This is a genomic window from Corynebacterium singulare (genome assembly GCF_000833575.1).
Lineage (GTDB): Bacteria > Actinomycetota > Actinomycetes > Mycobacteriales > Mycobacteriaceae > Corynebacterium > Corynebacterium singulare.
Genome location: NZ_CP010827.1, coordinates 2,310,645 through 2,334,642, shown reverse-complemented (window position 1 = coordinate 2,334,642; position 23,998 = coordinate 2,310,645). Strand labels below are relative to the sequence as shown.

General features: G+C 57.4%; 16 protein-coding genes, 5 tRNA genes and 3 rRNA genes. 15 read left to right on the top strand and 9 right to left on the bottom strand.

Going from position 1 to position 23,998, the window contains the following annotated elements:
- Together pstA and pstB are read left to right on the top strand one after the other, a co-directional pair.
- Positions 1–918, top strand: coding sequence for a phosphate ABC transporter permease PstA (pstA, locus tag CSING_RS10825; protein ID WP_042532186.1), 918 nt, complete (start codon positions 1–3; stop codon positions 916–918).
- 39 nt (positions 919–957) lie between these two features.
- Positions 958–1,731, top strand: coding sequence for a phosphate ABC transporter ATP-binding protein PstB (gene pstB / locus CSING_RS10820; protein WP_042532184.1), 774 nt, complete (start codon positions 958–960; stop codon positions 1,729–1,731).
- Between the two features lie 150 nt (positions 1,732–1,881).
- Here pstB and phoU read toward each other — a convergent pair whose 3' ends face one another.
- Both phoU and dusB read right to left on the bottom strand, forming a co-directional pair.
- Positions 1,882–2,610: a phosphate signaling complex protein PhoU gene (phoU, locus tag CSING_RS10815; RefSeq protein ID WP_042532182.1), complete on the bottom strand. Its 729-nt coding sequence runs from the start codon at positions 2,608–2,610 to the stop codon at positions 1,882–1,884.
- Between the two features lie 84 nt (positions 2,611–2,694).
- Positions 2,695–3,840, bottom strand: a complete 1,146-nt coding sequence (gene dusB / locus CSING_RS10810; RefSeq protein ID WP_042532179.1) for a tRNA dihydrouridine synthase DusB — start codon at positions 3,838–3,840, stop codon at positions 2,695–2,697.
- Positions 3,841–4,050: 210 nt separating this feature from the next.
- Here dusB and CSING_RS10805 point away from each other — a divergent pair, with 210 nt between their 5' ends.
- Both CSING_RS10805 and CSING_RS10800 read left to right on the top strand, forming a co-directional pair.
- A complete protein-coding gene (locus CSING_RS10805) occupies positions 4,051–5,553 on the top strand; it encodes an acetyl-CoA hydrolase/transferase family protein (protein WP_042532177.1) in 1,503 nt (500 codons plus the stop codon).
- Between the two features lie 85 nt (positions 5,554–5,638).
- A tRNA-Lys gene (locus CSING_RS10800) sits at positions 5,639–5,711 on the top strand.
- A 41-nt stretch (positions 5,712–5,752) separates the two neighbouring features.
- Here the strand turns inward: CSING_RS10800 and CSING_RS10795 are convergent.
- Positions 5,753–6,085, bottom strand: a complete 333-nt coding sequence (locus CSING_RS10795) for a metal-sensitive transcriptional regulator (RefSeq protein ID WP_042532175.1) — start codon at positions 6,083–6,085, stop codon at positions 5,753–5,755.
- Between the two features lie 84 nt (positions 6,086–6,169).
- On the opposite strand from CSING_RS10795, the gene CSING_RS10790 reads away from it, so the two are divergent.
- The 5 genes from CSING_RS10790 (at position 6,170) to CSING_RS10770 (ending at position 7,195) form a co-directional block, all read left to right on the top strand.
- Positions 6,170–6,245: transfer RNA gene (locus tag CSING_RS10790), tRNA-Glu, on the top strand.
- Positions 6,246–6,277: 32 nt separating this feature from the next.
- Positions 6,278–6,354: transfer RNA gene (locus CSING_RS10785), tRNA-Asp, on the top strand.
- Positions 6,355–6,652: 298 nt separating this feature from the next.
- A tRNA-Asp gene (locus CSING_RS10780) sits at positions 6,653–6,726 on the top strand.
- A 20-nt stretch (positions 6,727–6,746) separates the two neighbouring features.
- Positions 6,747–6,819, top strand: a tRNA-Phe gene (locus CSING_RS10775).
- Between the two features lie 73 nt (positions 6,820–6,892).
- Positions 6,893–7,195 (top strand): GNAT family N-acetyltransferase, encoded by a 303-nt coding sequence (locus CSING_RS10770; protein WP_042532173.1) that lies wholly within the window; start codon positions 6,893–6,895, stop codon positions 7,193–7,195.
- On the opposite strand, the gene epsC is transcribed toward CSING_RS10770, so the two are convergent.
- Entirely contained in the window at positions 7,192–7,755 is a 564-nt protein-coding gene (epsC, locus tag CSING_RS10765) for a serine O-acetyltransferase EpsC (RefSeq protein ID WP_042532171.1), read from the bottom strand. The two genes, CSING_RS10770 and epsC, sit on opposite strands and share 4 nt — an antisense overlap.
- Before the next feature lie 110 nt (positions 7,756–7,865).
- Positions 7,866–8,801, bottom strand: coding sequence for a cysteine synthase A (gene cysK / locus CSING_RS10760; protein ID WP_042532169.1), 936 nt, complete (start codon positions 8,799–8,801; stop codon positions 7,866–7,868).
- A 255-nt stretch (positions 8,802–9,056) separates the two neighbouring features.
- Here cysK and ramA point away from each other — a divergent pair, with 255 nt between their 5' ends.
- The 5 genes from ramA (at position 9,057) to rrf (ending at position 17,090) form a co-directional block, all read left to right on the top strand.
- Positions 9,057–9,896, top strand: coding sequence for an acetate metabolism transcriptional regulator RamA (gene ramA / locus CSING_RS10755; protein ID WP_039676486.1), 840 nt, complete (start codon positions 9,057–9,059; stop codon positions 9,894–9,896).
- Between the two features lie 21 nt (positions 9,897–9,917).
- The gene (gene murA, locus CSING_RS10750; RefSeq protein ID WP_042533432.1) at positions 9,918–11,186 is read left to right on the top strand and encodes a UDP-N-acetylglucosamine 1-carboxyvinyltransferase; all 1,269 of its coding nucleotides are present in this window, start codon (positions 9,918–9,920) and stop codon (positions 11,184–11,186) included.
- Positions 11,187–11,789: 603 nt separating this feature from the next.
- A 16S ribosomal RNA gene (locus tag CSING_RS10745) occupies positions 11,790–13,307 on the top strand.
- A 467-nt stretch (positions 13,308–13,774) separates the two neighbouring features.
- Positions 13,775–16,849 (top strand): 23S ribosomal RNA (locus tag CSING_RS10740).
- A gap of 123 nt (positions 16,850–16,972) precedes the next feature.
- Positions 16,973–17,090: ribosomal RNA gene (rrf, locus tag CSING_RS10735) — 5S ribosomal RNA — on the top strand.
- Together the 16S, 23S and 5S rRNA genes form the textbook arrangement of a ribosomal RNA operon.
- 384 nt (positions 17,091–17,474) lie before the next feature.
- On the opposite strand, the gene CSING_RS10730 is transcribed toward rrf, so the two are convergent.
- Both CSING_RS10730 and mgtE read right to left on the bottom strand, forming a co-directional pair.
- A complete protein-coding gene (locus CSING_RS10730; protein ID WP_042532167.1) occupies positions 17,475–17,723 on the bottom strand; it encodes a hypothetical protein in 249 nt (82 codons plus the stop codon).
- 1,529 nt (positions 17,724–19,252) lie between these two features.
- Positions 19,253–20,617, bottom strand: a complete 1,365-nt coding sequence (gene mgtE, locus CSING_RS10725; RefSeq protein ID WP_042532166.1) for a magnesium transporter — start codon at positions 20,615–20,617, stop codon at positions 19,253–19,255.
- Positions 20,618–20,692: 75 nt separating this feature from the next.
- Between mgtE and CSING_RS10720 the strand changes: the two genes are divergently transcribed.
- Positions 20,693–21,586, top strand: coding sequence for a DUF2262 domain-containing protein (locus CSING_RS10720; protein ID WP_042532163.1), 894 nt, complete (start codon positions 20,693–20,695; stop codon positions 21,584–21,586).
- Here the strand turns inward: CSING_RS10720 and crtI are convergent.
- Both crtI and CSING_RS10710 read right to left on the bottom strand, forming a co-directional pair.
- Positions 21,583–23,091, bottom strand: coding sequence for a phytoene desaturase family protein (gene crtI, locus CSING_RS10715; protein WP_042532161.1), 1,509 nt, complete (start codon positions 23,089–23,091; stop codon positions 21,583–21,585). The two genes, CSING_RS10720 and crtI, sit on opposite strands and share 4 nt — an antisense overlap.
- On the bottom strand, positions 23,088–23,936 hold the full coding sequence (locus tag CSING_RS10710; protein ID WP_042532159.1) for a phytoene/squalene synthase family protein: 849 nt from the start codon (positions 23,934–23,936) through the stop codon (positions 23,088–23,090). Before CSING_RS10710 ends, crtI begins: the two co-directional genes overlap by 4 nt.
- Positions 23,937–23,998 lie beyond the last annotated feature (62 nt).

The window sequence follows — 23,998 nt, the reverse complement described above, 5'->3', positions numbered from 1 at the left end:
ATGACTACGACTACGACTACCAATTCCGTCCCGGCCTCCTCCGGCCCGACCTTCCTGGATATCTCCGCCGGCCGCAAGGCCACCAACAACGTCGCCACAGTGCTGGTGTGGGCGACGATGATCATCGCCATGATCCCGCTGCTGTGGGTTCTCTACGAGCTCATCGTCCGCGGCGCCGGTGCAGTCATCTCGCCGGAGTGGTGGACCAGCTCCCAGCGCGGCATTCTCGATACCGAGGCCGGCGGCGGTGCCGCCCACGCCATCATCGGTACCTTCGTGCAGACCATCATCGCCACCCTCATCTCCGTGCCGATTGGTATCTTCACCGCCATCTACCTGGTGGAGTACTCCAAGGGCGGCCTCCTGAGCCGTCTGACCACCTTCATGGTGGACATCCTCTCCGGTGTCCCGTCCATCGTTGCGGCGCTGTTTATCTTCGCCATGTGGATTACCATTTTTGGTTTCAAGCGCTCCGGCATGGCCGTGGCCCTGTCGCTGGTGCTGCTCATGATTCCGATTGTTGTCCGCAACACCGAGGAGATGCTCCGCGTGGTCCCGATGGACCTGCGTGAGGCTTCCTACGCTCTGGGCGTCCCCAAGTGGAAGACCATCGCCCGCATCGTTCTGCCGACTGCCCTGTCCGGCATCGTCACTGGCATCATGCTGGCCGTGGCCCGCATCATGGGTGAGTCCGCACCGGTCCTGGTGTTGGTCGGTTCCACGTCTTCCATCCACTGGGACCCGTTCAAGGGCGCACAGTCCTCCCTGCCGCTGATGATGCTGGATATGTACAAGTCCGGCGCACAGCCGGCCGTGCTGGACAAGCTGTGGGGTGCAGCGCTGACGCTGGTTATCCTCATCGCGATTCTCAACATTGGCGCGCGCATCATTTCGGCGAAGTTCTCCGTCAAGAAGTAACCGTAACCACTCTCTACTTACACACTAGGAGCATTACTCATGTCCAAGCTTGAGCTCAATGACGTGAACATCTACTACGGTGACTTCCACGCCGTACAGAACGTCAACATGCAGATCCCGGCGAAGGCCGTCACCGCGTTCATCGGTCCGTCCGGCTGCGGTAAGTCCACCGTGCTGCGCACCCTCAACCGCATGCACGAGGTCATTCCGGGTGCTTACGTGAAGGGCGAGATCCTTCTGGACGGCCAGGATATCTACGGTTCCAAGGTGGACCCGGTGTCTGTTCGCAACACCATCGGCATGGTCTTCCAGAAGGCTAACCCGTTCCCGACCATGTCCATTGAGGACAACGTCGTTGCCGGCTTGAAGCTCTCCGGCGAAAAGAACAAGAAGAAGCTGAAGGAAGTTGCTGAAAAGTCGCTGCGCGGCGCTAACCTCTGGGATGAGGTTAAGGACCGTCTGGACAAGCCAGGCGGCGGCCTTTCCGGTGGTCAGCAGCAGCGTCTGTGCATCGCTCGTGCGATTGCTGTGGAGCCGGAGGTTCTCCTCATGGACGAGCCGTGCTCCGCGCTCGACCCGATTTCTACCTTGGCCGTGGAGGACCTCATCCACGAGCTGAAGGAGAACTTCACCATCGTTATCGTGACCCACAACATGCAGCAGGCAGCTCGTGTGTCCGATAAGACTGGCTTCTTCTCCCTGGAGGCCACCGGCAAGCCGGGCCACCTCGTGGAGTTCGATGACACCACCAAGATCTTCGAGAACCCGTCCAAGAAGGACACCGAAGACTACATCTCCGGCCGCTTCGGCTAAGCCGCAGAGATTCTTTCCACCGCAACGGCCCCCTCCCGGACCTCAAAGGTCTAGGAGGGGGCCGTTGGGTCGTTGTGGCTTCGTTGTGGGCGGAACGCGCGATGCTGTGCGGCGTTTCCCAGGCTGAGCCGTGCGAACAACCTAGCGCTGTTAGCGGTGGAACTGGCGCTCGAGCTCAGCCATACGGGCCTCCATCTCTGCCTCGCGCTTTTCTTCATCACGCTTGTGCATGTAGCGCTCAGGATCCAAACCCGTGGCGAGGTAAATGATGCGGCCAGCAGCGGATGCGCAGTGGTCGGCGAAGCGCTCGTAGTAACGAGAAAGCTGCGACGTCTCGACTGCCTGGCGGACGGAGCCATTCCACTCACGCTGGGTCAACATGCGCAGCAGGTGGTGGTTGATGTCATCAACGGCGTCGTCGTCCTCGGTGAGATGCAGCGCGAGTTCCGGGTCGCGGGTGATAAGGAGCTCCTTGAGGCCCAAGGACATGTCCAGAACGAGGCGCGCGTACTCCTCGAAGAAACCCAAAATTTCCGTGGGAACGACGATCTCAGGGTGTCGGCGGCGTGCGCTCGTGGCAATGTGCTGGGCTAAGCGGCCCATGCGGTAGTAATCCTCCACGATGTAGATAGAGGAGATGACCTGGCGGAGATCTTTGGCCATGGGGTTCTCCAAGGCCAAGAGGGAGACCGCGCGGTCCTCGCAGCGTTCGCGCACTTCATCGAGGTCTTCGCGCAGTGAGAGGGCCTCCTCGGCTGGCTGGAGGGCGCCCTCAAGCAGGGCCTGGGAGGCTAGAGTCATCAATTTGTGGACAGTATCGCTCATGATGATCAGGTCATGGGCAAAGTTATCCAGCTGTTCACGGTAAGCGGCGCGCATGGCCTGTAGCCTAACTGATTTTTTGGTCTAGCGCTCGGTGAAGAACAATGCGGGGAGGGATGTGCAACTTTTGGTGACCCTCTATTAGCCGCCAGAGTGCATCAACTCTGCACCCTCGGGCACAGTCGCATCCTCCGGATCGTCGAGCCAGCCCTCAGGAAGGACTACCTTGGCGGGGGAGCCTTGGCGTCCACGGGCACCATCGGCGTCGTCGGCAAGCGCAGGGGAGTCGGACCACGGTGCGAGGAGTTCGCGCAGATCCTCAAGGGAATTAACGCGCGAAAGACCCGCCCGAACCTCGCCGCCGACAGGGAATCCACGCAGGTACCAGCCAATGTGCTTACGGATATCGCGGCTGGCCTGGCGCTCGCCCTCGTGCTGCGCCAAGAGCTCCGCGTGGCGGGTCATGATCCGGGTGACCTCGCCGAGCGTGGGCTCAGACGGGACTGGTTCGCCGCGCAGGTGTGCGGACAGCTCCGCGAACAGCCACGGCCTACCCAAACAGCCGCGCCCGACGACGACGCCGTCGCAGCCGGTCTGCGCCATCATGGCGTGGGCGTCGCTGGCCTTGAAGATATCGCCGTTGCCCAGCACCGGAATACCGGTATCGGCCAGGTGCTCCTTGAGGCGTGCAATCTCGTTCCAGTCAGCATGGCCGGAGTAGCGCTGTGCTGCGGTACGACCGTGGAGAGCGACTGCCGACGCCCCTTCCTCCACCGCAATGCGTCCCGCGTCAAGGTGTGTGTGGTGCTCATCGTCGATGCCTACGCGCATCTTCACCGTCACAGGGATATCGGTGCCCTCGGTAGCCTTAACCGCTGCTGCCACAATATTGCCGAAAAGGCGACGTTTATAAGGCAGGGCCGAGCCGCCACCGCGGCGTGTCACCTTAGGCACCGGGCAACCAAAGTTCATGTCAATGTGGTCCGCCAGATTTTCATCCACAATCATCTTCGCAGCCTTATAGGTGTACTCCGGATCCACGGTGTACAGCTGCAGGGAGCGCGGATTCTCCTGCGGATCGAAGGTGGTCATATGCATGGTTTTCGGGTTGCGCTCCACGAGCGCGCGGGCAGTAACCATTTCGCACACATAGAGTCCGGATACGGTTCCGGTTTTTTCGATCTCTTGCTCGCGGCACAGCACGCGAAAAGCCACGTTGGTCACGCCAGCCATGGGGGCGAGAACAACGGGGGAAGTGAGCTGAATTTTTCCGATCGCAAGAGTCACGCAGCTCATTGTGCGCGGTAGGAGGGTGGGGTGGCAAATTGGCGCGCGGCCACGATTGGTTCGGACACAGTGTGGGAATCGGGGATAGAGAGGGGATGCACAGTTTTGCGAAGAGTGCGGTAAACTCTCCACGCATTCGCTAATGTGGTGCATGTAACTAAGTGGATGGAGCCGTAACCTAGGCCCTTTCCGTACACAAAGGAGGATTTAATGTCTGAGAGAATCGCGTACGCACCGTTTGAGAAGCTTGTTATGAGCGCTGACGAGGCTGCACAGTTTGTCAACCACGGTGACCGTGTGGGTATCTCCGGCTTTACCGGTGCCGGCTACCCCAAGGCCCTGCCCACCGCTATTGCTGAGAAGGCTAAGGCTGCTCACGAGGCTGGCGAGGAATTTAAGATTGATGTATTCTCCGGCGCCTCCACCGCTCCGGATTGCGATGGTGTGCTGGCAGAGGCCAACGCCATCCGCTTCCGTTCCCCGTACAACTCCGATCCGGCTCTGCGTAACCGCTTTAACGACGGCTCGGCCCTCTACCAGGACATCCACCTGTCCCACTCGGGCCAGCAGGTCGAAGAGGGCTTCTACGGTGATTTCCAGGTAGCGATCATTGAGGCCGTGCGCATCGATGAAAACGGCAACATCGTTCCGTCCTCCGCCGTGGGTAACAACCTTGAGTACATCGATGCAGCTGACAAGATCATCATCGAGGTCAACGAGTGGCAGTCCGAGAACCTCGAGGGCATGCACGACATTTACAAGATTGAAAAGCTGCCGAACCGTCAGCCGATTCCGATCACCAAGCCGGCCGATCGCGTAGGCACCACCTACATTGAGATTCCGGAAGAGAAGGTCGTGGCCGTTGTCAAGACCGACGCCCCAGACCGCAACGCACCGTTTAAGGCTCCGGACGAGATCTCCGAGAAGATCGCTGCAAACTTCATCGAGTTCCTTGAGGGCGAGGTTGCCGCTGGTCGCCTCGAATATGACAAGTTCATCATGCAGTCCGGCGTGGGTAACGTGCCGAACGCCGTGATGGCCGGCCTGCTGGACTCCAAGTTTGAGAACATTCAGGCGTACACCGAGGTTATCCAGGACGGCATGCTCGACCTTATTGATGCTGGCAAGATGACCGTCGCTTCCGCTACCTCCTTCGCGCTGTCCCCGGAGTACGCAGACAAGATGAACGCTGAGGCTGAGCGCTACGCCAAGCACATCATCCTGCGCCCGCAGCAGGTGTCCAACCACCCGGAGGTTATCCGCCGCGTCGGCCTGATTTCCTCCAACGGCATGATTGAGGGCGACATCTACGGCAACATCAACTCCACCAACGTCTCCGGCTCCCGCATCATGAACGGTACCGGTGGCTCCGGTGACTTCACCCGTAACGCGTACATCTCCACCTTCGTCTCCCCGTCGGTAGCTAAGGATGGTGCAATTTCCGCCATCGTTCCGTTCGTGTCCCACACCGACCACACTGAGCATGACACCATGGTCATCATCACCGAGTACGGTGTTGCCGACTTGCGTGGCCTGGCCCCGAAGGAGCGTGTGGAGAAGGTCATCGCCGTGGCTCACCCGGACTACCGTCCGCTGCTGGAGGAGTACTTCGAGCGTGCGAAGGAAAACAAGTTCCAGCACACCCCGCACGACCTGAAGACCGCCTTTGAATTCCAGGTGAACTTCATGGAGAAGGGTGACATGCGCGGTTAATAAGCGCGCTCTACCGTGGCCTTCACTGCTGAAGTGGGGGCCATTTCCTTTTCTTCAAGCCCACCGACTACTATGGAAGGGCGTTGGGCCTTTAGCTCAGTTGGTAGAGCTACGGACTTTTAATCCGCAGGTCGCGGGTTCGAGCCCCGCAGGGCCCACGGTGGAGCCGCCTTCGGGCGGCTCTTTCCAGTTTTACCGGTTAGCTCTTGACCAGCTTCCGAATGGCGCGCATAGCCTCCTCAAGCTTCTCTGCGGCCACATGCTCATCTTCGGCGGCAGCTCCGGTCACACAGTGCTCAATATGGTCCTCAAGGAGCGCGAGGGAGACGTTCTCGAGGGCAGAGGTTACCGCTGAGATTTGGGTGATGATGTCAATGCAGTACTGGTCTTCATCAATCATGCGATGAATACCGCGAGTCTGGCCTTCGATGCGCTTGAGGCGGGCCAAATATCTAGCCTTCTGCTCACTATCGGAGTTATAGCCATGCACACCGGGCTCGTGGCACGAGCAGGTTTCGCGCTGTTCAGCCATGGTTTTCTGCCTCTCTGTCGGGGCGATTTGGTCAACTGAGGATATCTCCAGTATATTTTTACGAAGTTGCCTGAACGGCAACGGGCCCCCATCGTCTAGCGGCCTAGGACACCGCCCTTTCACGGCGGCGGCACGGGTTCGAATCCCGTTGGGGGTACCAACACCTCTGTGTTGGTAGATATGTGAATATTTGGCCCTGTGGCGCAGTTGGTTAGCGCGCCGCCCTGTCACGGCGGAGGTCGCGGGTTCAAGTCCCGTCAGGGTCGCCATCGGCACGCCCCGAAGCATCGTTGTGTATGACGAGCTTCGGGGCGTGAGTCGTTTTCTGTTGTTCGACGATCTGGGGTTGGGGAAGAGGATGGCGGAGGATCGACTAACTCCTTGCGGGCGGCTTAAGGGGTGGTTCCTCTATCGGGGAAGAGTTTTAGGTCTAGGGCGAATGACAGCGGTGTAACGACAATGGTTGGAAACCTTCGAAAGGTTCTATTGACGTGCTGATTTGGTGAGTTTCTTAACCCTTGTGTAGAGTACTTATTCGTGCCCAGCGCACAAGAGATAATTAAAAATGGCCCTGTGGCGCAGTTGGTTAGCGCGCCGCCCTGTCACGGCGGAGGTCGCGGGTTCAAGTCCCGTCAGGGTCGCCGAAGTCCTTGTGGCTTCTGGCCAGATAGCTCAGTCGGTAGAGCACACGCCTGAAAAGTGTGGGGTCGCCAGTTCGATCCTGGCTCTGGCCACAAGAGAAAACCCCTTCCAGAAATGGAGGGGGTTCTTTTGTTGTTTGATTGTCCCGTACTGCTTTTTGGTTTAATGGGGACTATGACTACTTCAGTTGCGCACCAAACCGATCAGTCCCGTTTCGTTATTACCGTCGATGGCGAAGAGGCAGGCTTCGCCGAGTACGCCGATACTGCGACAACACGCGAATTCCACCACACCGAAATCTATGAGGCCTTCCAAGGGCAGGGACTGTCCAAGCCTCTTATCAAGGCTGCTTTGGATGATGACTCCACCGCTGCTCGCCAGGTTGTCCCCACGTGCAGCGCAGTGGCCGGTTTCATTGCGAAGAACCCCGAATACCAGCCGCTCACCACTCGTGAGGGCAACCTCTAGATGTAGTAGTCCGGGTCCACCAGCTTGATGCACTCTTCCTTCTTGCGAGGGCGGTTGGTGGCAGGGATTCCCGTGGCGATGTGATTCGGCGGCACATCCTTCGTCACGACGGCGTTAGCGCCCACAGCCGAGCCTTCGCCCACCGTGATAGGGCCGAGTACCTTGGCGCCCGCACCAATCGTGACGTTGTCTTCAATGGTGGGGTGGCGCTTGGTTTGCGTGAGCACCTGGCCGCCCAGCGTCACACCGTGATAAAGCATGACGCCATCACCAATCTCAGCAGTCTCACCAATGACAATTCCCATGCCATGGTCGATGAAGAAGCGGCGACCAATGGTGGCGCCGGGGTGAATTTCAACGCCGGTAAAGAAGCGGTTTATTTGCGCTAAAATTCGGGCCGGGCTTCGCCATCCACGCTTCCACATTCGGTGCGAAATACGGTGTGACCAGATGGCATGAAGGCCGGAATAAACTACAGCATTTTCGACGTCGCCACGCGCCGCCGGGTCATGCTCGCGGGCATTGGCGAGGTCTTCGCGGATCATCCTCAAAATGTGCATGCGAACCATCCTATCTAGAAAGAAAAAGCGCCCCCCTAGCACAGAGGGCGCTTGTCATTGTTAACTATGAGAGGTCGCAGCGTGGTGGCACGTGTTGCGACCACTACCGATTAGGCCTCGCGGATGTCCTCGAAGAGGATGGTGGAGACGTAGCGCTCACCAAAGTCCGGAGCAACCACCACGATGGTCTTGCCCTTGAACTCGTCACGGGCAGCCAGCTTCAGGGCAGCGGAGACGTTGGCGCCGGAAGAAATGCCCACGAGAAGGCCTTCCTCGGTAGCGAGCTTGCGTGCGGTGGAGACGGATTCCTCGGTGGTTGCGGTGAGAACCTCGTTGAGAATCTCGCGGTCGAGAACCTCCGGCACGAAGTTGGCGCCGATACCCTGGATCTTGTGCGGACCAGCCTTGCCCTCGGACAGAACTGGGGAATCGGAGGGCTCGACAGCAACGAGGTACGTATCCGGGTTCTGGGAACGCAGGTAGCGGCCGACACCGGTGACGGTGCCGCCGGTGCCGACGCCGGCAACGAAGGCGTCGACCTTGCCTTCAGCGTCATCCCAGATCTCCGGGCCGGTGGTCGCCTCGTGGATCTTGGGGTTAGCCTCATTAGCGAACTGGGAGGCCAGGATGGCGTTCGGGGTTTCGGCAATAATTTCGTTTGCCTTTTCTACTGCACCCTTCATGCCAGCAGCGCCCGGAGTCAGGACAATTTCAGCGCCGTAGGCGCGGAGCAGCACCTTACGCTCGTTGGACATGGTTTCCGGCATGGTAAGGATGACCTTGTAGCCCTGTGCCGCACCGACGAGAGCCAGGCCGATACCGGTATTGCCGGAGGTAGCCTCTACGATGGTGCCGCCCGGCTTGAGCTCGCCGGATTCCACGGCAGCGTCGACAATCGCCTTGGCAATGCGGTCCTTCACAGAGTTTGCTGGGTTAAAAGACTCAACCTTGACCAGCACCTCAGCGCCAAGGCCCTCGGTCAGGCGGTTAAGGCGCACGAGCGGGGTACCGCCGATGGTCTCCAGAATGTTGTTGTAAACAGTCACGATGTGGACTCCCTCATAAATTTGTTCTGACGTACAGCAGACACCTTACACCCCGCTAGTAGACAAAGTGGTATATAAATTCTGAACAGAGCATTCGGGCATCGGGTGTGGGATTTGGATGCGGCGAGCTGCGTGGCGCGATTTAGAATTACCCCCGTCGGCCGGTTATACTTCACAAACAGTGTTCGCCTACCCCCGTTTACGGCGGGGGATTTGGGTGCACCTGCTGGTTACCCCCGAGTAAGAGAGAGTCTCATGGAGCCGCATCGACTCAAGGATGATGACGAGGCTGTACGCGCAGCGCTGTCGTCACTGAAGACTGCTACGGGTATTCCCGTCACTATGTACGGAACCCTGCTGCCGGATAATCGCTTGCAGATTACCCAGTGGGTAGGCCTGCGTACTCCGGCATTGCAAAACTTGGTTATCGACGCCAACGTGGGCGTCGGCGGGCGCGTAGTTAGCACCCGCCGGGCAGTCGGTGTTTCTGATTACACCCGTGCCACGACGATTAGCCATGAGAATGACCGCTACATTCAGGACGAAGGCCTGCACTCCATTGTGGCAGTGCCTGTGACTGTCCAGCGTGAGATCCGCGGCGTCCTCTATGTCGGCGTCCATTCCCCGGTGCGCTTGGGTGACAAAGTCATTGAAGAGGTCACCATGACCGCTCGCTGCCTCGAGCAGGATCTCGCTGTGAACTCTGCACTTCGCCGTGCTGATGGCGGCAAGGGTGGCGCTGCCCGCGGCCACGTCATGAACGGTGCCGAGTGGGAGCAGGTGCGTTCTACGCACTCTAAGCTGCGCATGCTGGCTAACCGCGTGTCTGATGAGGATTTGCGCAAAGAACTAGAGGCTCTGTGTGACCAGATGGTCTCCCCAGTACGCGTCAAGCAGTCCACTAAGCTGTCCGCCCGCGAGCTCGATGTTCTCTCGTGCGTGGCTCTTGGCCACACCAACGTGGAAGCGGCCGAAGAAATGGGCATTGGCGCCGAGACCGTGAAGTCCTATCTTCGCTCTGTCATGCGTAAACTCGGAGCTCATACCCGTTATGAAGCGGTGAATGCAGCCCGCCGTATCGGCGCGCTGCCCTGATCATAGGTAAGTTGGGTGGGCGTGAAAGACCAATTTATTGTCAATGGTGGGGCGCGCCTGCACGGCACCGTCAAGGTGGACGGTGCCAAGAACAGTGTGCTGAAGCTTATGGCTGCAGCGTTGTTGGCGGAAGGCACCACCACGCTGACCAACTGTCCTGAGATTCTCGATGTCCCCCTCATGCGCAAGGTCCTCGAGGGCCTTGGCTGCTCGGTGGAGATTGAGGGACACACGGTGCGCATTACGACTCCCGCCGAGCTCCATTCCAACGCGGACTTCGACGCCGTGCGTCAGTTCCGCGCATCTGTGTGTGTGCTCGGCCCCCTCACGTCGCGGTGTGGCCACGCCAAGGTGGCGCTTCCCGGCGGTGATGCCATCGGCTCTCGCCCCCTTGATATGCACCAATCCGGCTTGGAAAAGCTCGGCGCCCAAACCCGTATTGAACACGGCGCTGTTGTTGCTGAGGCCGAACACCTTCGTGGAGCCAGCATCAAGCTTGACTTCCCTTCGGTCGGTGCAACAGAGAACATCTTGACCGCGGCGGTCCTCGCTGAGGGTGAAACGCAACTGCACAACGCTGCCCGCGAGCCCGAAATTGTGGATCTCTGTCTCATGCTCAAGCAGATGGGTGCGGATATCGAAGGTGAAGGTACATCCACTATCACCATTAGGGGAGTGGAGAAGCTGCACCCCACCGAACATGAGGTTATCGGTGACCGCATCGTTGCCGGTACGTGGGCCTATGCAGCGGTGATGACGCAGGGTGACATTACTGTCGGCGGTATTGCACCGAAGCACCTCCACCTCCCCCTGGAGAAACTCAAGTCTGCCGGCGCTGATGTTGACGCCTACGTCAATGGTTTCCGCGTGCGCATGAACCGTCGGCCTTCTGCCGTGGACTATCAGACGTTGCCGTATCCAGGATTCCCCACGGATCTTCAGCCCATAGCCATTGGTCTGTCCGCGGTCGCGGAGGGTACTTCCATCATCACGGAGAATGTCTTTGAGTCTCGCTTTCGGTTCGTCGATGAGATGCTGCGTCTCGGTGCGGATGCACAGGTCGACGGCCACCATGTGGTGATCCGTGGTCAGGAGCGATTGTCTTCTACCCATGTGTGGAGTTCCGATATTCGCGCTGGAGCGGGTCTTGTACTGTCCGCTTTGTGCGCTGATGAGACAACTACGGTGCACGATGTCTTCCACATCGACCGCGGTTATCCCAACTTCGTCGAGAACCTCCAGGCTCTGGGCGCAACTATCGAGCGCACCCAAGAAGAAACGCTCTACTAAAAAGCAGTGCACTAAAGGGCATTGCTTGGCGACGTCTCCCCGGTCCAACCCCACGGTTGTACTGGGGATTTGTTGTTTGTTGGGGGTGTGCGTATATTAATTCGAGTCGCCGCGAGGTAGCCGGGAGGTTAACTGGTGGTAGATGCTGGACGGTTTGTTTGGCTGCCTGCTGGGTTGGTTTTGACTTGTGTGGGTTGGTTGGGTAGGCTTGTTCGGGCCGCTTGCGGGAGGTTAACGTTTGGTTAATTTTCTTGTGGTGTGCGGATGATGTGTGAGAACTCAATAGTGTGCCAATGTACTTTTTTGTGTTGGTTGGTTTTTATTGTTCTGGCTGTGTTGTGCTGTGTGTGCGGCATGGTTGGTGTATGCCGGATGGCGCTTTTTCAAGCGGCGTCATTGTAAATAACAGTAAGTTGTTTGGGCGTATTGTTTAAAAATCTTCTGACTAGGCCAGCCTCCTTTGTGCCCCGTCGGGTTGGGGGTTGGTTGTTGATTTTTTCTTTATGTAATTTTTGGATGTGCCAGTTCAGATGATGCTGCTTTTGGTGGTGTTGTTTGTGTTGGTTTGTCTTTTTGTTTAGGTTTGGGCTTTTCACGGCCTTTTTTGTGGAGAGTTTGATCCTGGCTCAGGACGAACGCTGGCGGCGTGCTTAACACATGCAAGTCGAACGGAAAGGCCTCTGCTTGCAGGGGTGCTCGAGTGGCGAACGGGTGAGTAACACGTGGGTGATCTGCCTTGTACTCTGGGATAAGCTTGGGAAACTGGGTCTAATACCGGATAGGAACTGCCTTTAGTGTGGTGGTTGGAAAGTTTTTTCGGTGCAAGATGAGCTCGCGGCCTATCAGCTTGTTGGTGGGGTAATGGCCTACCAAGGCGTCGACGGGTAGCCGGCCTGAGAGGGTGTACGGCCACATTGGGACTGAGATACGGCCCAGACTCCTACGGGAGGCAGCAGTGGGGAATATTGCACAATGGGCGGAAGCCTGATGCAGCGACGCCGCGTGGGGGATGACGGCCTTCGGGTTGTAAACTCCTTTCGACAGGGACGAAGCTTTTTGTGACGGTACCTGTATAAGAAGCACCGGCTAACTACGTGCCAGCAGCCGCGGTAATACGTAGGGTGCGAGCGTTGTCCGGAATTACTGGGCGTAAAGAGCTCGTAGGTGGTTTGTCGCGTCGTCTGTGAAATTCCGGGGCTTAACTCCGGGCGTGCAGGCGATACGGGCATAACTTGAGTGCTGTAGGGGAGACTGGAATTCCTGGTGTAGCGGTGAAATGCGCAGATATCAGGAGGAACACCGATGGCGAAGGCAGGTCTCTGGGCAGTTACTGACGCTGAGGAGCGAAAGCATGGGTAGCGAACAGGATTAGATACCCTGGTAGTCCATGCCGTAAACGGTGGGCGCTAGGTGTAGGGGGCTTCCACGTCTTCTGTGCCGTAGCTAACGCATTAAGCGCCCCGCCTGGGGAGTACGGCCGCAAGGCTAAAACTCAAAGGAATTGACGGGGGCCCGCACAAGCGGCGGAGCATGTGGATTAATTCGATGCAACGCGAAGAACCTTACCTGGGCTTGACATACACCAGATCGCTGCAGAGATGTAGTTTCCCTTGTGGTTGGTGTACAGGTGGTGCATGGTTGTCGTCAGCTCGTGTCGTGAGATGTTGGGTTAAGTCCCGCAACGAGCGCAACCCTTGTCTTATGTTGCCAGCATTTGGTTGGGGACTCATGAGAGACTGCCGGGGTTAACTCGGAGGAAGGTGGGGATGACGTCAAATCATCATGCCCCTTATGTCCAGGGCTTCACACATGCTACAATGGTCGGTACAACGCGCAGCGACACTGTGAGGTGGAGCGAATCGCTGAAAGCCGGTCTTAGTTCGGATTGGGGTCTGCAACTCGACCCCATGAAGTCGGAGTCGCTAGTAATCGTAGATCAGCAATGCTGCGGTGAATACGTTCCCGGGCCTTGTACACACCGCCCGTCACGTCATGAAAGTTGGTAACACCCGAAGCCAGTGGCTCAAACTTGTTAGGGAGCTGTCTAAGGTGGGATCGGCGATTGGGACGAAGTCGTAACAAGGTACCCGTACCGGAAGGTGCGGGTGGATCACCTCCTTTCTAAGGAGCATTATTTTTTAACACCAGTTGGTGTTGACACACTATGTTGTGTGTGGTGGTTGAGTAGACGATTGTTCTGCTGCCGCCTTTTTTAATCGGGTGGAGATACACCTTAACCAGAATGATTGTTAACCGGATGGTTGATTAACCAACACGTGATTCTTTTTGAAGTACTTGGTGCATTGTTGGGTGTCTGGGGCATTATCCCCTGGTTGTAACCCATGCTGGTAACACACTGTCGAAGCCTTGTTGCTTGGTGGTGGTTGTGGTGTGGGGTGTTGTGTGAGAACTGTATAGTGGACGCGAGCATTAAACTGCATGCTTGCCACTGCTTTTACTGACGTTTGTTGGTTGGTGGTGGGTGTGTGGTTTGTGTGATTTCTGTTCTTTTGTGTTTTGTGTAGTTCACGCCGGCCGCATAGTGATGATGGCGCTTTTTAGTGTTGTTGTTGTGTGTGGTTGGTTGTGTGTTCGTTATTTAGGGCGCATGGTGGATGCCTTGGCATGCTGAGCCGATGAAGGACGTGTAAGGCTGCGTTAAGCCTCGGGGAGTTGTCAATAAAGCGTTGATCCGAGGATGTCCGAATGGGGAAACCTGGCACCTGTTATGGGGTGTTACCCTTCAGTGAATTCATAGCTGTTGTGGGGGTTTACGCGGGGAAGTGAAACATCTCAGTACCCGTAGGAGGAGAAAATAATATTATGATTCTGCTAGTAGTGGCGAACGAACGTGGATGAGGCTAAACCGTATGCATGTGATACTTGGTAGGGGTTGTGTGTGCGGTGTTGTGGGGCCCGATTTTAAGCTAGCTACCACTGGTTTGCGTGGGTGTTGTTGTTAGGCGAAGTGGTGTGGAAACACCTGCCAAAGAGGGTGATAGTCCCGTAGTTGAAGACTTCAGCATCTGTGTGGTTGGGTGCCCGAGTAGCAGCGGGCTCGTGGAATCTGCTGTGAATCTGCCGGGACCACCCGGTAAGCCTAAATACTTAGTGTGACCGATAGTGTATGAGTACCGTGAGGGAATGGTGAAAAGTACCCCGGGAGGGGAGTGAAATAGTTCCTGAAACCATGTGCTTACAATCCGTCAGAGCACCTTTTTTTGTGTGTGATGGCGTGCCTTTTGAAGAATGAGCCTGCGAGTCAGCGGCATGTCGCGAGGTTAACCCGTGTGGGGTAGCCGTAGGGAAACCGAATCCTAATGGGGTGTTTTAGTGGCATGTCCTGGACCCGAAGCGGGGTGATCTACCCATGGCCAGTGTGAAGCAGCAGTAAGATGCTGTGGAGGCGCGAACCCACGTAGGTTGAAAACTGCGGGGATGAGCTGTGGGTAGGGGTGAAAGGCCAATCAAACTCCGTGATAGCTGGTTCTCCCCGAAATGCATTTAGGTGCAGCGTCGCATTAGCTTGGTGGAGGTAGAGCTACTGGTTGGTTGAGCGGGACTACAATCTTAGCAATGTCAGCCAAACTCCGAATGCCATCAATYGTGTTGTGCGGCAGTGAGACTGTGGGGGATAAGCTTCATAGTCGAGAGGGAAACAGCCCAGATCGCCGGTTAAGGCCCCTAAGGGTGTGCTAAGTGGAAAAGGATGTGGGATCGCGAAGACAGCCAGGAGGTTGGCTTAGAAGCAGCCATCCTTGAAAGAGTGCGTAATAGCTCACTGGTCGAGTGGTCCTGCGCCGACAATGTAGTGGGGCTCAAGCACACCGCCGAAACCGCGGCAATAACTTGTTATTGGGTAGGGGAGCGTCGTGCATGTKTKGAAGCGTTACCGTAAGGAGGCGTGGAGTGTGTGCGAGTGAGAATGCAGGCATGAGTAACGAATTGGAAGGTGAGAATCCTTCCCGCCGGATGACTAAGGGTTCCTGGGTCAAGTTCGTCTTCCCAGGGTGAGTCGGGACCTAAGGCGAGGCCGACAGGCGTAGTCGATGGATAACCAGTTGATATTCTGGTACCCGTATGTCCGCGCCCATGATAAAGCACTGATACTAACCACCGCGGATATGATTGATGTGTTCTTTGAACACGTTGGTTGTTGATGTCGTGGGGCCTGATGTGTGGTTCAAGTGATGGGGTGACACAGAGTAGTAGCCATGCCGCTTAGTGGATTGTTGGTGTAAGCGTGTGAGGTGGTGTGTAGGTAAATCCGCACACCGTATAGCCTGAGGCGTGATGCGTAGCCCGATTGGGGTGAAGTTGGTGATCTAGTACTGTCGAGAAAAGCCTCTAGCGATGTGGATGTATGGCCCGTACCCTAAACCGACACAGGTGGTCAGGTTGAAAATACTAAGGCGTTCGGGTGAACTGTGGTTAAGGAACTCGGCAAAATGCCCCCGTAACTTCGGAAGAAGGGGGACCACACGACTTAAACCAGTCTKTGCGCTGGTGGTGGGTTGTGGGGTCGCAGAGAATAGAGGGAAGCGACTGTTTATCAAAAACACAGGTCCATGCGAAGACGTTAAGTTGATGTATATGGACTGACGCCTGCCCGGTGCTGGAAGGTTAAGAGGACCGGTTAGTCAACTTTGTTGGCGAAGCTGAGAATTTAAGCCCCAGTAAACGGCGGTGGTAACTATAACCATCCTAAGGTAGCGAAATTCCTTGTCGGGTAAGTTCCGACCTGCACGAATGGCGTAACGACTTCTCTGCTGTCTCAACCACAGGCCCGGTGAAATTGCACTACGAGTAAAGATGCTCGTTACGCGCGGCAGGACGAAAAGACCCCGGGACCTTCACTATAGCTTGGTATTGGTGTTTGGTTCGGTTTGTGTAGGATAGGTGGGAGACTATGATACGCGTGCGCCAGCACGTGTGGAGTCGTTGTTGAAATACCACTCTGATCGGATTGAGCATCTAACCTTGGCCCATGATCTGGGTTGGGGACAGTGCCTGGTGGGTAGTTTAACTGGGGCGGTTGCCTCCCAAAATGTAACGGAGGCGCCCAAAGGTTCCCTCAGCCTGGTTGGCAATCAGGTAGCGAGTGTAAGTGCACAAGGGAGCTTGACTGTGAGACAGACATGTCGAACAGGGACGAAAGTCGGGACTAGTGATCCGGCACCTACTTGTGGATGTGGTGTCGCTCAACGGATAAAAGGTACCCCGGGGATAACAGGCTGATCTTCCCCAAGAGTCCATATCGACGGGATGGTTTGGCACCTCGATGTCGGCTCGTCGCATCCTGGGGCTGGAGTAGGTCCCAAGGGTTGGGCTGTTCGCCCATTAAAGCGGCACGCGAGCTGGGTTCAGAACGTCGTGAGACAGTTCGGTCTCTATCCGCCGCGCGCGTTGAAACTTGAAGAAGGCTGTCCCTAGTACGAGAGGACCGGGACGGACGTACCTCTAGTGTGCCAGTTGTTCCGCCAGGAGCATCGCTGGTTGGCTACGTACGGAAGGGATAACCGCTGAAAGCATCTAAGCGGGAAGCCTGTTTTAAGATGAGGTTTCATTTGAGGTCCCCTAAAGACGATGGGGTTGATAGGCCAGACCTGGACACACCGCAAGGTGCGAAGGCTACTGGTACTAATAGACCAAAACAAACACACCAAACCCTTAGGGTTTGGGGAATAAACACAAACAACATAAAGACAATCGTCACTGTTGCTCGCGTCCACTACACAGTATCTGACACAACACCAGCAACCAGGCATGAATTGCCTCGAGTGTTTGTCGGTGGCCTATAGCAGCAGGGAAACGCCCGGACCCATTCCGAACCCGGAAGCTAAGCCTGCCCGCGCTGATGGTACTGCAACCGGGAGGTTGTGGGAGAGTAAGAAACCGCCGACACCAAACAACAAACAAACAACTAAATACAACGAAAAGGGACCGTTGAAGCAACACCGCTTCAACGGTCTCTTCCGGTTTTCCACAAACCCACCGCACCCACGCCGGGACACTTCATCAACCCCGCCGATGTAAAAGTACAGACCCAAAAGGCGACACACCCAGCTGGCGAAACACCCACCCAACAGCCCCGGCACACCACCACCTGCAGGTCTGCACTTCCACGTCTGGACACATAGAATCCACACCAAAAGAGGAGGTGCTGATACGTCCAGAGCTTTGCTGGGAGAAGTGGCAAAGGGCGTCACATGGATACCCGCCAACCCAAAAGCTGGGCTAGCGGGCTATTTGTATAAAGGTAAAAGCTGGAGGTCGGGCTTTGGCTCCTTAACCCCTCTTGCATCCGCGGGTGTCATGCAAACCGCACTGAGGAATACCGAGGAACGACAGCGCGATAGATGAGAGCGTGACTGGGATGGCAATGATGCCGTAAATAGGCGAGTCGACGACGAGCTCATTGAGATCGGTGGTCGAGCCCTGGTTGGTGTTGTGCGCTGTGCTGTTTTCAGCGTTGGCGGTGGGGGCTGCTGTCACAAGCAGTGCGGTGGCGCCGATGAGAGCTAGGGGCTTTTTCATCGTGTCAGGTCCTTTCGGATGGGGAAGTATAGGGGATTCCTAGGCTATCGGACCGAAAAGTCAAAAGCAATGGGTCGCCAGCTAGCGCAACACTCACCGAAAACACCGGGATATCGCGACCTGTAGGTCGGTACTTCCACGTCTGGACACATAGATGATTCCGCAGCTGCGAGCAGAGGGGCCGCGACGATGATCGCCTGGGCGTGCTCGCCACTACTTAAGGTTGCATCGTCAGGATCATAAACAGGCACACCGTGAGTAGCGAGTAGATCATTGATTGGTTTCATGGGTACCAGTCTTTCCTTAGTGGTGGACGCGCATGCGCAATCACTAGAAAATATTTTCTATAAGTGCTTTATTAAACAGGATGCTGCATCGGTCGTCGCGTGCACGCTGACCCCAATCTGAGTGTCCCCGATACTGCCCAGGAGCAGCGAGCCCATATGACTACTTGTTCAAGCCGGTTAGAGTCCAAGCACTACCCGGATTATCCAGAGAAAAACTGAGAGCAACTGTCGTTGACTCCATGATTACAGAAGGCGGACTTGATGGAGAACACAGATCGAGAGCCTGTCGAGAGAACCTCACCCATTGTTCGCTGTCGCCCTTTCCTCTAAGAAAGAGGAAGTTTTCGTGATCGTCGAAGCCGTGTTCTGGCACAGGGGGATCATCAACCATAAGTGTTTCTTTGACTGTTTGATACGGAGTGTATGGGCACACGAGCGAAAACTCAGTCCACTCTGGTCCGTAGAGTTCCTCCAGTGTGATGGACTCAGTAACGGGGATTGCATGTCCCGATCGTCCTAGGGACGCGAGATGAGAAGCCAATGGGTCATTAAAACTACAAGAGGAGAGTGATAGGGAGACAATACTAGTGAACCCTATCCGTGCCATCATGCGTCTCATTAACATAACCTCCTTCTCGTGCCTATCCTAGGATAGGATATCGGGACCCACACCCACATCACGCGCGACCAGGCTAACTGCCTCGCCTGCAGCCACTCGCTCAATAGCAGCATCTTTAACATCCTTCGGAGTCCAACGCGTCACAACTACCTCCAAGTCGAAGTGGCGCATTCACCCCTTGACAGCACGCTTAATGAGTCGCCTTCCAGGTCTGGACATGTGCAACCCCACCACACACCGCACGACCACAACACCCGCCCACCCAGCAGGGCGCGCGCTTACCCCATAAGGCCACACGCCATTAGCAGTACCCACACATCCCCAACACTGCGCCCACACCCAATACCTAGCTCGCTACAACGTCAACGACCACTACGCCGCCAAAAACATCGCCGAACCCTGACGCGACTAGGAAAAACCGGTGCTGCCGGGGTACTTCCGGAGCGGTCATTCTGGAGTAGGCGGTTAATACAAATGCGAGTGGAACGTGAGGCGTACGGCGTGTTCGAATCGTTCGGTCGGGGTTCCGAAGGCGGGTTCGTAGTGCGGTTGTGACATGTGAGCTAAGTTTGTGAGGCTTAGCGGGGCCCGCCGGTTAGCCGGGGTATTCTCCCCAAAGTGGACTAGATCCCCAGAACTGATTTTGCGATGAGGAAGTAGATAATCAGGCCCGTCGCATCGCAGAACGTGGAAATAAACGGGTTAGAAAAGACTGCCGGATCCGCACCCACGGTCTTGGCAACGATGGGCATAAGACCGCCGACTGTTGCTGAAATAGAGCAGATGAGAAAGAGGGTCGAACCGATCACGATTCCGATGTCGAGTCCGTAGACCAGGGTGGCGAGCACCAGTCCTGCTGATCCGAGGACGGCGCCGAGTAACATGCCGACGCGTAACTCGCGCCACATGACGGCGATGAGGTCGCGCGTGCGGACGTCGCCAAGCGCCAGCGCACGGGTTACCGTCGTTGCTGCCTGGTTTCCCGTATTACCGCCGGTTCCTGTCAATAGCGGGATAAACAGGGACAACACGACGGCCTTCGCCAGAGTTCCCTCGAAAGAGTCGAGTACCTGCACCGTGAGCAACGCGGAAACCGCCAACACCAGTAGCCATACGATGCGCGAGCGCACCAGCTTGAGCAAAGGCGTGGAGAGATAGGGCTGCTGCAGAGCCTCAGTACCACCGGCGCGCGCGGAGTCCTCACTATCAGCCTCTTCAACGATGTCCGTGGCATCGTCCCACGTGAGCAGACCCACCAAGCGGTGCGAGTCATCGACGATGGGAAGCGCGAGGATATCCAGGGGCAGGAACCAACGCACGGTTTCCTCGGCGTCATCGCTGGCATGGGCGTAGATCGGATCCTGCATGATGGATTCGATCAGAACACCTGATTGCGCAACGAAGATCTCGCGCAAGCTGACGACACCGACCAATCGGCGGTCAGATCGCGTAACCGGAATGGTGTAGATGGTTTCCAACTCATCGGCGGTATCACGCAGGGTGCTCAACGCATCATCAACGGTCATAGACGGCAGAATCTCGGGGACTTCCGGCGACATTCGGCGGCCCACCGAACCTTTCGTGTACCCCAGAACCACACCCGTGACGTCCCGCTTGGACTTCGTCAGTGAGCGCAGGAGACGGTCAGCAATTTCTGCTGGGAGTTCGTCGAGGAGCGCTACTCGGTCCTCCGGGTCGAGTTCGTCGAAGAATTCGTAGACGTCTGTGTTGCCCAGCTCGTCGATGATGTCGGCCTGGTGCTTGGCGTCGAGTGCGTCGAAAACCGCAATGGATTGCGCTCGCGGCAGCAGGCGCAGCGCCAACGCGGCACGCACAGCATTTTGGCGCTCCACGATGGCAATAAGCTCCTGCCGAGGTACCTCAGCGAGAAGCTTCTGCAACTTTGGTGCTTTCTTCGGGTCGATGGCATCGTCCTGCTTCAGCCAGGCCTCGACGACTTCGCTGGCCTGCTCAGTTGTATCTGCCATTGCCCAGCGCCTTTCTTCTCGACGTCCAACCCCCTCAGACTACGCTAGAACTGTGACGGCGTTAGTATTGCTCACATGCTGTCGCTCTACCGTGATTTTCCCGACGATGAGATCCTTCAGGCAACTCTCACCAATGAGGCAGCGGAGTTCCTATTCATCGCCCCTACAGCCCCGCAGAGGTCAGAAAGCGAATCACCTTACTCCGAAGATAGGACGCACATTCAGCTATTGAGCATGGGCGGTCTCGCCCTCCGGTTCTTGCCGAATGGAGAACTGATTACTGGTGACATCGACGTGCGCTACCCACAGCTTTTTCAGACCTCCGGAGGAAAAACGATATGGGATCCGCGGGAGCTCGCTGATTTAGAACCTTTCACCGTGTACCGCGCGCGGGGAGCACGCCATTTCCATGAGAGAAGTCAGCAGCATTATGTCGATATTTGGGAGATTCTTCCTACTATCGCGGATCCTGCTATGGACGCCTTGGTGGCCAAGCTCGCGGCTCCGGTCATCCTTAACTCCGACCACGGGCCATTGGTGCTCGATCGTGCGTCGAACACGTTCGACGGGCGGGCCGAGGACCTCGGAGTGGATATCAGCATCGTGTATGAGGGGGAGGAGCTTCTCCTTGCGGACACAAAGAAGAACTTTAAAGCACAGCTGAAAATAATCAACAAGGTTGTGAACGCTGGTTTCCTTGATAAGGCGCGTCGCTTCGCCGCGAAGAAAGCCCTCGCTGCAGCCAACCGCTGGCGCACCGATGTGGCGCAGGCAGAGGGCATAGATGCTCCCATCCCAGAGCTGAGCGTGGAGGACGTCTACCGCGCAGTGACACCGGTTGCCGTCGAGGTCCCCCAACGCGGGCACATTATCGTCGAGTTCGATGACGGCTACCTCTTCGGCGGCCATCCCGTCACGGTGACGACGAGGAGAAACGGCACGCCCGTAGGATGTGAGCTGGACGCCTAGCGCTGCTCGCGCATCCGTGTCAGCACGTTCTGGGCGGAAATGAGACACATCGGCACGCCCACGCCGGGCACCGTAGTGCCTCCGGCATAGTACAGGTTAGAGAGCTTGCGCGACACGTTGCGTCCGCGGAAGAACGCCGACTGCCGCAGCGTGTGCGCAGGGCCCACGGCACCGCCAGACCAGGAATTGTACTGCTCGGCAAAGTCGCTGGGGCCGAGCGTGCGCTTGACGACGACCCTCCCCTCCAGATCCTCAATCCCCAACCAGGACCCCAGTTGCGCCACGGCAGCGTTAGCAATGGCACTTACTCGGGCAGATTCTTCAGGACCATAGGCATCGCCATGGCCATAGGATTCGTCCGCCGGGACGGGAACGAGGATAAAGAGGTTCTCATAGCCATCCGGAGCCACCGAGGAATCGGTGGCGGAGGTCTTCGACACATAGATCGACTGCGAGGCTCCCAGCGGCCGGGAGGCCTCCGGTCCGTGATAGACCGCACGGAAATCCGGAGTCCAGTCCTTGCTAAAGAGCAAGGTGTGGTGTGCAAGCTCCGGCAGCGCGCCCTTCACCCCGAGGAAAGCTAGCACCGTGCCCAACCCAGGATTTCGCCGCGCGAAGTAGCACTCGGGGTAGGTCCGCGCGGAAGTCGGGAGCAGAGCGTTCTCTGTGTGGTGCAGGTCAGCGGCCGAGATAACGGCATCGGCGGGGATGATGTGGCCGTCATCAAGCGTGACGCCCGTTGCGCGGCCATGGGCGCAGTTGATCGCCGTCACCGCTGTGCCCAGCCGGAACGTAGCGTCTGAAGCTTGCCGAGCAATGGCCGCCACCACGGCGGCGAAACCTCCCTGCGGGTAGCGCACGCCCTCCACCAAGTCGGTATGGCTCATGAGGGAATATAGCGCTGGTGCCGCCTTCGGCTCGGTGGAGAGAAACACTGCCGGATAGGTCAGAATCTGCCGCAGGCGGTAGTCCTGAAACCGCGCCGCCACTAGGCCATCGAGAGAACGCGTGAGCAGCAGCGCGAGCGTGCCCAGCCGGCTGAGAACATCCCGCGTGAGAAGCTCCGTCGGGCGGGAAAACGTGGTGTAGAGAAAATTGCGTAGCGCTATGGCGTACACCTCGGAGGCCTGCGCCAGATAGGTCCGCACCCGCTCGCCCGCACCCGGTTCAAGGGACTCAAACAACCGCGCGACCTCGTCCACGCCGCTTTCCACATCGAGGTGCTCCCCGTCCTCGTTGTACACGCGATAGGCAGGGGAGAGATCCACCAGGTCCAGCTCGCGTTCAGTACTCGTTCCGCAGGCCCGGAAGAACTCATCGAAAGCTTCCGGCATGAGGTACCACGATGGTCCCGTGTCGAAGCGGAAGCCGTCCACCTCCAGCTTCCCCGCGCGCCCACCGACGCTGCTCTGCTTATCGACGACCACCACGTCCCACCCCTCACGCAGCAACAACGCCGCACTGGCGAGGCCCGCAATGCCCGCGCCAATAACAACGGCCCTCACCTCAACGCTCCTGCTGCAGCTCGGCTCACCAAGATGGCCTTACGCGCAGCCGGAACCGACACGCGAGTCTCCATGATGTCAGCGGCGGGCGTGGCCTCGAGCAGGTCGGTGAGCTCGGTGAACAACGCCGTGGCTGCAGCCACGCCGATGCGTGAGCCGCGCGGCAACAACGCCGTGGCGGTGCGCGCCTCGGAGAGATCTGTGCGAATATCCGCGATAATTGCGGCCTTTGCCTCCTCATCCAAGCGTGTGGGATCCGGCAGGGAGGGGAAATACGACCGACCCAACTCTGCCGAGTCCTCGTGAAGATCTCGCAGGAAGTTAATCTTCTGAAAGGCAGCGCCTAAGCGCCGAGCGCCGTTGTCCACACCCTCCGGCCGCGGCCCACCCGAGAAGAAGGCATCCACGCACAGCAACCCAATGACCTCTGCGGAACCACAGATGTAATCCTCGAAGGACTCCTGCGTGTGCGTGCTCCGGGTCAGATCGCTGCGCATCGAGGAGAAAAACTGCGCCACATGGTCGTCCTTAAATCCACAGCGCCGAGCTGATAGTGCATACGCATGCACTATGGGATCGGTGTGGAAGCGCTGGGAAGGGGAGTGGCGGACGGTGGCCTCGTAGGCGTCGAGAAGCGCGGCGGCGTCGTGGGGATCAAGCCCCGCATCGACGATTTCATCGGCCGTGCGCACCATGGCGTACAGGTTACGGATATCCACTCTCACCTGGGGTGAAAGTAGCCGGGTGGCCAGGGAAAAGCTGGTGGAGTAGTGGCGCATCACCTGCGCCGCGGCGGCCACGGCGCTGCGGTCATAGCGTTCCAAAGCGGAAAGAGAAGCGCGCATGGCCCATATTTTAGACCACATGCGTCACACAACTCACCTTGAGCAAGATAGGGTAGTGACGT

Excerpts from the sequence above, each read along its gene's own strand:
- pstA (WP_042532186.1), top strand. The coding sequence starts at position 1 with ATGACTACGACTACGACTACCAATTCCGTCCCGGCCTCCTCCGGCCCG.
- pstB (WP_042532184.1), top strand. The coding sequence starts at position 958 with ATGTCCAAGCTTGAGCTCAATGACGTGAACATCTACTACGGTGACTTC.
- phoU (WP_042532182.1), bottom strand. The coding sequence starts at position 2,610 with ATGCGCGCCGCTTACCGTGAACAGCTGGATAACTTTGCCCATGACCTG.
- CSING_RS10805 (WP_042532177.1), top strand. The coding sequence starts at position 4,051 with ATGTCTGAGAGAATCGCGTACGCACCGTTTGAGAAGCTTGTTATGAGC.
- CSING_RS10795 (WP_042532175.1), bottom strand. The coding sequence starts at position 6,085 with ATGGCTGAACAGCGCGAAACCTGCTCGTGCCACGAGCCCGGTGTGCAT.
- CSING_RS10770 (WP_042532173.1), top strand. The coding sequence starts at position 6,893 with ATGGGGACTATGACTACTTCAGTTGCGCACCAAACCGATCAGTCCCGT.
- epsC (WP_042532171.1), bottom strand. The coding sequence starts at position 7,755 with ATGCACATTTTGAGGATGATCCGCGAAGACCTCGCCAATGCCCGCGAG.
- ramA (WP_039676486.1), top strand. The coding sequence starts at position 9,057 with ATGGAGCCGCATCGACTCAAGGATGATGACGAGGCTGTACGCGCAGCG.
- CSING_RS10730 (WP_042532167.1), bottom strand. The coding sequence starts at position 17,723 with ATGAAAAAGCCCCTAGCTCTCATCGGCGCCACCGCACTGCTTGTGACA.
- mgtE (WP_042532166.1), bottom strand. The coding sequence starts at position 20,617 with ATGGCAGATACAACTGAGCAGGCCAGCGAAGTCGTCGAGGCCTGGCTG.
- CSING_RS10720 (WP_042532163.1), top strand. The coding sequence starts at position 20,693 with ATGCTGTCGCTCTACCGTGATTTTCCCGACGATGAGATCCTTCAGGCA.
- CSING_RS10710 (WP_042532159.1), bottom strand. The coding sequence starts at position 23,936 with ATGCGCGCTTCTCTTTCCGCTTTGGAACGCTATGACCGCAGCGCCGTG.